The sequence below is a fragment of the Pseudomonas sp. PSPC3-2 genome (genome assembly GCF_049897085.1).
GTDB classification, from domain to species: domain Bacteria; phylum Pseudomonadota; class Gammaproteobacteria; order Pseudomonadales; family Pseudomonadaceae; genus Aquipseudomonas; species Aquipseudomonas paraveronii.
This window is the reverse complement of record NZ_JAFCVO010000034.1, coordinates 1-8885: the sequence shown is the minus strand read 5'-3', so window position 1 is coordinate 8885 and position 8885 is coordinate 1. Positions and strand designations below refer to the sequence as shown.

16 protein-coding genes are annotated in these 8885 nt (G+C 56.9%); 10 read left to right on the top strand and 6 right to left on the bottom strand.

Going from position 1 to position 8885, the window contains the following annotated elements; translation table 11 throughout:
• Positions 1 to 86: 86 nt before the first annotated feature.
• The 6 genes from ACP7CJ_RS28665 to ACP7CJ_RS28640 form a co-directional block, all read right to left on the bottom strand.
• A complete protein-coding gene (locus ACP7CJ_RS28665) occupies positions 87 to 611 on the bottom strand; it encodes a hypothetical protein (protein WP_426103214.1) in 525 nt (174 codons plus the stop codon).
• Positions 608 to 796, bottom strand: coding sequence for a DUF1382 family protein (locus ACP7CJ_RS28660; RefSeq protein WP_426103212.1), 189 nt, complete (start codon positions 794 to 796; stop codon positions 608 to 610). Before ACP7CJ_RS28660 ends, ACP7CJ_RS28665 begins: the two co-directional genes overlap by 4 nt.
• On the bottom strand, positions 793 to 1569 hold the full coding sequence (locus ACP7CJ_RS28655; RefSeq protein WP_426103210.1) for a hypothetical protein: 777 nt from the start codon (positions 1567 to 1569) through the stop codon (positions 793 to 795). The genes ACP7CJ_RS28660 and ACP7CJ_RS28655 overlap by 4 nt, the downstream gene beginning before the upstream one ends.
• Positions 1544 to 2464, bottom strand: a complete 921-nt coding sequence (locus ACP7CJ_RS28650; RefSeq protein ID WP_426103208.1) for a hypothetical protein — start codon at positions 2462 to 2464, stop codon at positions 1544 to 1546. Before ACP7CJ_RS28650 ends, ACP7CJ_RS28655 begins: the two co-directional genes overlap by 26 nt.
• 426 nt (positions 2465 to 2890) lie before the next feature.
• Complete coding sequence (locus ACP7CJ_RS28645) at positions 2891 to 3091, bottom strand: hypothetical protein (protein WP_034120602.1); 201 nt, start codon at positions 3089 to 3091, stop codon at positions 2891 to 2893.
• Positions 3092 to 3119: 28 nt separating this feature from the next.
• Positions 3120 to 3359, bottom strand: a complete 240-nt coding sequence (locus ACP7CJ_RS28640; RefSeq protein ID WP_065950843.1) for a hypothetical protein — start codon at positions 3357 to 3359, stop codon at positions 3120 to 3122.
• Between the two features lie 83 nt (positions 3360 to 3442).
• Between ACP7CJ_RS28640 and ACP7CJ_RS28635 the strand changes: the two genes are divergently transcribed.
• The 10 genes from ACP7CJ_RS28635 (at position 3443) to ACP7CJ_RS28590 (ending at position 8874) form a co-directional block, all read left to right on the top strand.
• Positions 3443 to 4180 (top strand): S24 family peptidase, encoded by a 738-nt coding sequence (locus ACP7CJ_RS28635; protein ID WP_426103206.1) that lies wholly within the window; start codon positions 3443 to 3445, stop codon positions 4178 to 4180.
• Positions 4181 to 5074: 894 nt separating this feature from the next.
• On the top strand, positions 5075 to 5344 hold the full coding sequence (locus ACP7CJ_RS28630) for a hypothetical protein (protein ID WP_426103204.1): 270 nt from the start codon (positions 5075 to 5077) through the stop codon (positions 5342 to 5344).
• Positions 5345 to 5571: 227 nt separating this feature from the next.
• On the top strand, positions 5572 to 5931 hold the full coding sequence (locus tag ACP7CJ_RS28625; protein ID WP_426103203.1) for a hypothetical protein: 360 nt from the start codon (positions 5572 to 5574) through the stop codon (positions 5929 to 5931).
• Between the two features lie 75 nt (positions 5932 to 6006).
• Entirely contained in the window at positions 6007 to 6207 is a 201-nt protein-coding gene (locus tag ACP7CJ_RS28620; RefSeq protein ID WP_426103201.1) for a hypothetical protein, read from the top strand.
• Between the two features lie 63 nt (positions 6208 to 6270).
• Entirely contained in the window at positions 6271 to 6531 is a 261-nt protein-coding gene (locus tag ACP7CJ_RS28615) for a hypothetical protein (protein ID WP_426103199.1), read from the top strand.
• Positions 6532 to 6571: 40 nt separating this feature from the next.
• Positions 6572 to 7063 carry an HNH endonuclease gene (locus ACP7CJ_RS28610; protein ID WP_426103197.1) on the top strand — a complete coding sequence of 164 codons (492 nt, stop codon included), beginning with the start codon at positions 6572 to 6574 and terminating at the stop codon, positions 7061 to 7063.
• Between the two features lie 531 nt (positions 7064 to 7594).
• Entirely contained in the window at positions 7595 to 7894 is a 300-nt protein-coding gene (locus ACP7CJ_RS28605; RefSeq protein WP_426103195.1) for a hypothetical protein, read from the top strand.
• Positions 7895 to 7922: 28 nt separating this feature from the next.
• The gene (locus ACP7CJ_RS28600; RefSeq protein ID WP_426103193.1) at positions 7923 to 8234 is read left to right on the top strand and encodes a hypothetical protein; all 312 of its coding nucleotides are present in this window, start codon (positions 7923 to 7925) and stop codon (positions 8232 to 8234) included.
• Positions 8235 to 8255: 21 nt separating this feature from the next.
• On the top strand, positions 8256 to 8417 hold the full coding sequence (locus ACP7CJ_RS28595; RefSeq protein WP_426103191.1) for a hypothetical protein: 162 nt from the start codon (positions 8256 to 8258) through the stop codon (positions 8415 to 8417).
• Between the two features lie 19 nt (positions 8418 to 8436).
• Positions 8437 to 8874, top strand: a complete 438-nt coding sequence (locus ACP7CJ_RS28590; RefSeq protein ID WP_426103189.1) for a hypothetical protein — start codon at positions 8437 to 8439, stop codon at positions 8872 to 8874.
• Positions 8875 to 8885: the final 11 nt, after the last annotated feature.

The following is an 8885-nucleotide window of genomic DNA, read 5'->3' as shown; positions in this document are numbered from 1 at the left end:
GGCGAACAGGTAGGCAAGCCGCAAGACTTCCCGAACGCGGGCAGGTCCAGCCGACCAGAAGTGGCGCGGCTTGTGGATGATGTTGGTCATGACTGCTCTCCCTGGCCCAGGGCGGCGTCGATGGCCTCATCTAGCGCGTCGAGGCAGTGTTCTGCGACTAGCGCTATTGCCTTGGTGTTCCCTGCGCGCCTCAGCCACCGATACCGCCCGGCATCCTTGCGCAGCACCTCAGCATCAGCCATGAAGCAGCCGTCGCATGGTTCTGACTTATCGCGGCGCAGCCCCTCCACCTCAGCCCTCAGCTCAGCATTCACCCGCTCGTAGGCTTCGTAGCCGGTCTTGAGTCCGGCGACTTGGGCGCGGAGTTGGTCGTTTTCAATTTTCGCCTGTTTGCTGATCTGTGCAGCGAGAGCTGCAGCGTTTCGTATCCAATCTACTGGCGAATTACCGGTGTGCGGCTCTTCCGGGCTGACCTCTTCATTCCATTGATCGGTGTGGTGAAATGACTTTCCTGCACTTGCTACGGCAGAAAGAATCAAATCAATCTCGGGCTCGCCGGTAAGCTGGAAGCCGTAGTAGTAGGCCCTCATGCGAAGTTGCTGTTCACTCATGTCCGTTGCTCCGCTGCTTCTGCGATCAATGCCATGCGCTCCAGGCGCTCGGCGGCCTGGCTCGAAAGGTTCACGCCGTCGGCCTCATCCACCACCGGCATGCACACGAAGCGAACTCCGGCTTTTACGAGACCATGGGGCACCTCAAGGGATTGGCGTAGCTGGGCTGGGTTTGCTCGTTTCATGCTCGTGACTCCAATTCCTGGGCCTGCTTGATCAGCAGCGCGCGGCGATCTGCCAATTCGTTGGCGGCTTCAATCCGTAGTTCGAGCTTTCGCTCTGCGCTGGCTTTGCGCATTTCCAGCATCGAGGACTTCACCAGTTGGAGCTTTTCACGCAGCACCGGAGTTGGCTGGGTGACGGTGCCGGTGAGCAACCCAGCAATCGCGCGGCCATCCTCAGTGACAGGAACGACACTCAGGTCTGCGACGTACTTCTGGGCGCGCTCGCGGGGAATGCGCTTCAGCTCCACAGCCTTGGTGACAGCCTGGATGCGACGGCTGGCGTCGAATCCGACAGAGACGTGCCAGTTCACAGGCTTGGCGTCTTCACGCGACTGGCTCACAAACCGCTCGTATGCGCTGATGAACGCCATGCGGGCTCCGATCTTGTCCCCGGCATCGAGGACGGGTTTTGCAGCGGCCAAGGCCAACTGGATTTCGTCGGTCAGCACTACAGTTTCAAATTCGTCGTTGGTGGTCATGGCAATTGCCCAAGCTTCATCCTTCCCCGGGCGGCCGTCGGCGGCCTGGATGCGCTGAATGATCGCGGCAAGGGTCAGTTTTCCAGTCAATTCGCGGCGGCATGACCAGAGCGCATTGGCGATCACGTCCATGGGGTGATCGGCCAAGTCCTCGGCCATCAGCTTGGCAGCCGGAGCGCTCAGAACTTGCCCAAGGGTTTCAGCAGTGGCACAGATGGCCATGCTCAGGTCAGCGGTTTCGGCGTAGGAAAGCATTGCTGTTCCCTCCTTCCAAAATACTGCGACTGGCCTCCTGGGCGGCGCTGATGTTCGCCTGGGTGTTCTCCATCTGGCGGGCGGTAACGGCGTTCACCTGGCGCCCCGTGAGCCATTGCGTGCGTATGCCCTCGGCGCGCGCCACCAGCAATCCGAACTCGTGAGAGGCGCGGATGAAGAACGAATCGTTGATGGACACGTAGAACGCGGCGACACCCGGGGCCTCTTCAGCCCCCAACCGTTGAACAAGCTGGGCAACCTGGCCGTTGACCTTGGCGTTGCGCACCGGCTCTACGCCATACCGCTCAAGATAGGCGATGGTGTACGAGTCCCATGTGTTGGTATTGGCGGCCTGCGCTTCGGTCTTTTGCTTTGGCTTGGGCTTCAGAACTTTGACGTTCGACGGCGCCGGAGCCTCGGCGACTGGCAAGGGTTTTGAATCCGGGTTCAGGACATCAGGAATCAGTGAATCAGGAATCAGAAGATCAGAATCAGAAGAGAGGGAATCAGCCCGAGTCGTACCGATAATTTCGGAACGAGTACCGAGAAAATCGGAAGTGATACAACCTTCTGAAATAGAAGGAATTTCTGATTCCTTCTCGTTCTTGTGCGGATTCTGATGCTTGGTGAAGTTGCACACCTCAATGAAAGCCTTCCCAGCAGCGCTGTAGCGAACAATGAATCCTTTGTGCGCGAGCCAGTGCAGCATCGCGTCAACATCAGCTTCGCGATAAGGGAAGATTTCAGCCTTAATACGCAACGGACGATCTTCAAGGCGACCCTCTTTGTCAGCAAGGAGCCACAAACCCTGAAACAGCAGTGTGCACAGTGGATGGCCTACACCGAGGATCTCGTTGGTAAACAGCGCGGGTTTTATGTTGCGAGCGCGGGCCATGATCAGTGCCCTCCAAAAATAGGGACTGAGCAGAAGCGCGCCACGTTTTCAGGTATAGAAAAACGTGGCGCGGAATTAGTCGGGGTATTGCTATGTGGTGTGGTTTGCATATAATCAGTCCCACGAGATGTTTAAGAGAGCCGGGTCACTACCCCGGCTTTTTTTTGCCTTGAATTTGGCAGAGGCCCTCCGGATTACCCTGAAGAGTCCCTGCCTGAGGCCCTCATTGGGGTAACCAACTGAAGGACCTTTGCCTTCTTCCTGCCGACCTCTGAAAGCGCCCCGCTGGCGATTGATGTCTCCATCATTGCGTTGATGGCCTGAGCGAAACTCCACCCGTTTTGGCGCATCAACCCCTCTACTGCTTGCCGCGTTTTAGGCGGCAACTTTTCAAGCTCAATGCTCATTCGGGCCTCCAAAAGGCCTCTAGCCCGCGATATCTTCTTGTTTGTCCTGCATGAGCTCTTCGATGACACCGTTGGAAACTGCCCACTCGATGATTTCGTAGAGGTACGTGGCGTGCTGCATACGGGTTTTGCTGGCGGCTTTGCGCAGAATCCGATCAAGCACTGGTTCAAAACGAACCTTCACCGGAATGGCGCGCTTTTGATTGGGGTCCATGTACATGCTTCTGTTCTCCTGGCTGATGAATTGGTTAAGCGGCTGATTTTTTTGGGTGCGCCTCGGCGAGCAGCCAGGCGGGTTCGAATGGCTTGCCGTTGGCAGCAGCCAGTTCTGCAATTTTTTTGGCGTATTGGGTTTCGCCGGTGTACTCGGTGCGCGGCAGCGCGTCGGCAACAAGCCATTTGTAGATAGCGCGCGGAGTCTTCCCGCAGGCCAAGGCCACAGAAGGAACACCACCAGCATCATCAATCGATTTCTTGAGCGGCCGCATATGGCCTCCGAGTCAAATATGAACTTACGGTACATCTTATGTCGGAACTGAAAGTACATGCAAGCGCGTGAGAACATGAACCCATGGTTCAAATAGAAGAAATCCGTAATTCTTTCGTGGCACGCTTAAAGCAGTCCCTCGCCGAGGCCGGGATTCCTGAGTGGGGCGCCGGCGTGCGCCTGGCGAAAATGGCGAAGGTGACCCCAAAGGCCTGTAGCAAGTGGCTCAACGGAGAATCGATGCCTGGCGGCGCAAAGATGCTCGCCTTGGCCGCGGCGCTTAACGTAAGGGTTGAATGGCTGGAATATGGTCGCGGTGAAATGCGCGAATCTGCGAGTCAGCGGACTGTTGAGACCCGCACTCCCCCGCGCAGCTTCGATTTGCAGGATGAGCCTGGCTACACCGGCGTGCTCCAGCTCACCGCGCGGGGATCAACCGGCGACGGTGACGACAACCCGCACGTCGAGATCCGGGGCGTCATGGCGTTCAAGTCAGCGTGGCTTCGTGCAAACAATCTCAACCAGAAACATCTAGACGTGATCTATGCCAGCGGCAACAGCATGGAGCCGACCATCAATGACGGCGACGTGCTGCTGGTGGATGAGTCACGAGTTGAGCCGAAGGATGGTCAGATATTCGCCATGCAGAGCGAATCCAAGGGGACAATCGTGAAGCGCTTGGTGGAGTCTGACTTCGACGGCTGGATCATTCGAAGCGATAATCCGGACAAGACGCGCTACGGCGACGAGACCCTGCGTGACGGGGAGATAAATGAGGTTCGCATCATCGGTCGCGTGGTTTGGCGTGGCGGAATGCTGTAGATCGACGAGGCTTGTAATGGAATACAAAGCTAGCACACAGGACTGGCCAGCTACTGACGTGGTAACTCACTTCAAATTCTGCGCCACCATGCAATTGCGTACTCCTTTCAGGGTTCTCGAAAAGCATGGAGATACCCATTGGGACAGGTCCAAGCGACCGCCAACTATAATCAGGGAGGCATGGCAGGGAATATGGATACCTGGCACTGCCTTTTCTGATCGCATGGCAACAACGTCAATGATGGCTTCCGAAATAGGGCCTATCCACACAAGCGGATCTGATTTCCACAGGTTTCTGCTCGTCATACGACACATTGCCGAGAACACCTCAGGTGTTGAAAGGCGACATGCTGCTATATGCGCCGAATGTGAGCGCGACTCGTGGACTGAAATTGTGAATCGGCTGAATGGGCCGAGGAGCATTGCTGACAGATTTACAGATCGGGTGCGCAAGACCTGACCGACACCCCGCCTAACTGAGCCCGCCACTGAGCGGGTTTTTTTGTGCATTCGATAAAAATATGTACTTTTGGTACTTGACCAATATGAACCATTGGTACATATTCACTCCATCGCAGCGACTTACGAGGGACTGCGAAGGGCCTCACAGCCCGCCCCGTTCTTTAGTCGCACAGCTTCACCCTTGCCGGATCACCACCGGCCCAGATTCAAAGGCAGCGATGAACCGGCCTAAACGGTTCAGAGGGTTGGCAACTGACCCGGGCGTGCAGCGTAAAGCGCCAAGAACAGTTATCCGGCGGACAGGGTTCGCGGTCGGAGTGACATCAGATTCAAGCCAGTGAGTGCAGCCAGTAGCTGATCACGGCGGAAAGCATCACTGAGCAGCCTTCTTGCGAGGGCTGCTTGGGATGACAACCGGATGAGGAATTCATTGTGAAATTCGAAATCGACAAAACATGTGTTCCGCCGCTAGTTGCAAGCGAAGGTGGCAGCCTTTGGGTTATCTCTGGACGCATCCCGCACGCCGACGAAGACACCACATTCGCAATTCTTGCCGACGACGAACAGCAGGCATGTGACGCCTTTGAAGAGGCGTTGTGGGAGGGTCGCGACCCCGAGGAAAAGCCTGAGGTGATCATGGGATGCGGCTCAGCGGTTTATATCAACTTCAGTTCAGTCCTGGCGCGAAGGATTGATGTGTGAACGCCCCGACAGTAGCGATCAACAGTCGGTGGGTTGGTAGTAAAGGCCGAGTCGTCGTGGTGCTGCAGCGAAAGCCATTCGGAATCCTTGAGTACCAGATCGAGGGTCGAGCGATCTTCGGTAGCAGTAAGCAGGCCGACTTCCTGCGCAACTTCAAACCAGCATGACCGCACATTCCTGATGCCGCTTCTATGAGGCGGCATTGGAAATCAACGGAGGGCATAGAGATGCCGAAGAAAGTTTACCGATGTGGCGATTGTGGAGAGGTTCACGGTTCGCATTGGGATGCAGAGCGCTGCTGTATGCCGACTCCGATGGAGGGCTGGGTTTGCCCTGTATGCGACGAGGTCTGCGATGAAGAAGAGGAAGCAGAAAGTTGCTGTGCCTCAGTAAGCCCGCAGGGTGAGCTGGTGACCTGCCCCAACTGCTTTCGCGACCACGACGAGGTTGCTCATCAGGCGGAAGTTCAGGTCGCCGGACATTGCTCAGTGTGCAATCCAGCATTCAGTGTCGATGAGGATTTCAAGATTCACGACATCGTTGCCGAGCATGCGCACGAACACGCAATGAAGCTGGCCGGCTGGTAGCGGCTAACCAACGGACCTTTTCACTGATGCCCATCCAGAGCGGTGGGCATTGGGAAAACAACCGGAGCAGATGAAATGCCAAACAAGCGCGGAAGTGAAATCAAGGCTGGCGACGTGATCTACCTCGGCCTTGGTGATCGCACGGGGCGAGTCACCGAGTTTAAGGCGCACCCAAAGTTTGCTGAGCTTCACGCTGGCTTGACGGCCAGGGTCGCGGTTACCGACAGGGGCTCAATCACGATCATCGACCAGCAGCTAATCAGGGTGCTGGAGTGACGCTTTCACTGGCAGGCCTTCGCAAGAGGGCCTGACGGGAAATCACGAGAAGAGTCATGCCTCATGAAAATAAGCATGAGGATGCCAAAGGAAGAGTCATGGACGCTCAGCGCATGGCAACTAAAGGCCCTAAAGCTGATCACCGCGGACGGCGGAGACCCCACACTACTTGAAGAGTTCTCGGGCCGGACAATAACCGGCCTAGTGAAGAGAATGCTTATTGTCGAGGATGAGGGAAATTATCGAATAACGGCGGCAGGTCAGAGAATTTTAACCCTTCGCAAAGAGGGGAATCGAATACTCCGCCCGGAAGAGAACGTTTGAACGAACAACCAACGCCACGACAGCCTGATAGGAGGTGCGAGTGAAAGACGTTCCAGTAGAGAAAATAGCTGAGCTTCTGAACTACGACCCTGATACCGGGCTGTTCGTGAGGAAGCGTTACATCGTGGGTGGTGACAGCTCTGTAAAACAGCGCCTAGACCATGATGGATACCTTCGGATAAACGTCGCAAAGGGCACCTTCAAGGCCCACAGGCTTGCCTGGGCGCTTTACTACGGAAGGTGGCCGGCGGGCGATGTCGATCATATCAACTGTGATCGCGCCGACAACCGAATCGCAAACCTTCGGGAGTGCAACAGAAGCCAGAACTGTCACAACAGCTGCTTGCGCCGAAACAACAAGTCCGGGGTAAAGGGCGTTTCATGGTCTGGGCGCCGGAAGAAATGGCATGTTCAAGTGGCAGTTAACAGAAAGATCCACAACGGCGGCATGTATGCAGATATCGCCGAAGCGGAAGCAGTGGCCGTCGCTTTGCGGGCTCGTCTTCATGGTGAGTTTTCAAATCACGGTTAACTGCCCGAGGCCCTGGTACTCCCCAGCACCAGGCCGCATCGGACTGCTCTCCACCTTTCACGACAGGCTTTAGATCGTTAAAGAACCTTCACCGAAAGTCTGAGAGCAGTCCGATGCGGACGAAATCGCGGCCTATAACCGCCCACCTGCATGCAACACCCCTTGAGAACGGTGGCCACTGCCTTCCCAGTGAGCGAACCGCAGGAGTAACCGCCATGAAGTAGATCAACGATCCACCCGCGTGGCGTAGCAAGCCTGAAGGCTTCGCCCATCACCCTGACAGGCAGCGGACAGCAGGGCCGACGATGTCACCGCGCATCGGCCGAAAGGTAGGCCCACCCCAAATGAAGAAGAACACCGCAGGCGAGTCCGAGGGCATAGCTGGCCAGACTCGACACATCCCGGGCAGTGCCGGGCGCCTGCACCCTTCCACGCCTCTACCCGTCAGCACTCCTCCCCCGCGCCCATCGGCAACCAGCGGGAGGCATGACTGTTGACGAATACAGGTGAACCAACACTGAGGAATCAGCGATGTGCGATTGCAGAAGCAAAAACGAAGAGCGGCTGACCGAGCACTTCGCCAAGCAACTACCTGAAGGCGCTACAGGCCTGAAGGTGACTCTCGGCGGCTACGCGATGATCTTCAGTGGCCCGGTGAGCATGAAGAACTACTCCGAGGTGACGGCGACATACAGCTCACCAACCAAGGGTTCCGCGAAGAAGCCGAGCCGGATGCGTGAGCAGAAAGAGACTGTGAGCCTACTCGGCAACTACTGCATGTTCTGCGGCGAGAAGTACGACAAGGACGAGCCGGAAGCATCCGCCGCCTAACCGGGTGAACCAACGAATGGAGAGATTCATGAGCAAATACACGGAGGCGATCACGGAGGCGGTAAAGGCTCTGGAGTCGGCAGAAAAATCCCATCAGATCGCGTCCGAACGACTCGCAACCGTTCGCGGTCATGCCGGGCAGCAAGGCTATTCGGTCACCGTAAACGGCGTGACTGTGGCGGTATCCACCTGCGACAGCCGCACTTATCAGGGAACGCTGATTCGTGGCCGGGAAATGATTCACCTGGGCGCCCTCAAGGCTCTTGGTGCTGAGCTTCAAACAGCCTCCGATCGCGTCCTGGACTGCCGAGCGCATTTGGCGGCAATCGTTATCGCCTAACCCCAAACACTGGAGGTCGCCATGCGAACCGTCGAGGAAGTGGAAAAAGAGGTTGGCTGGACTGAGGAAGAGGCATCCCAGTGTGGCTGCTACGTCCGTGAAGAACCATGCGAGCGCTGCTGGTCATTGGGCTGGGCGCTTGGCGGTGACGACATTATCAAGCCCGAACGCAAACCTGAATAACGCCACCCTGGAGGCGACCATGAACGCAGCATTGAAGATATGCCAGGCGATGTACGACGCCCAGTTGCCTCCAGAGGTCAGCGAGGGCGACGAGCTGAACGACTGGCTTGAGAACTCGGCGGAACAGTTGGTGTGCGGCGTCGACATCAAGTGGAAGCGGCGCTTCGGTCGTCCGCAGGTTGTCACGTTTGACCGGTATTGCACCTACCTGCAGGGCATCCTGAATCATCGTCAGGAAGAAGGCCTGGACGAGCGCGACTCGTTCGCCCGGCTGTTCCTGTCATCGATCCTCGGTAGCCAGTCAGATTCACGCGGCCACGCTGCTGACTTAATCGGTCAGCAACACCCCATCGAAGCCGCTGAACGGATCGCCATGGACCTGCTCAGGCCCTACGCCGCCGACGCGGTGGCAGCAGAGCGGGAAGCGGCCGAGGACGACGTGGATGGTGACCTATGAGCGCGCACATC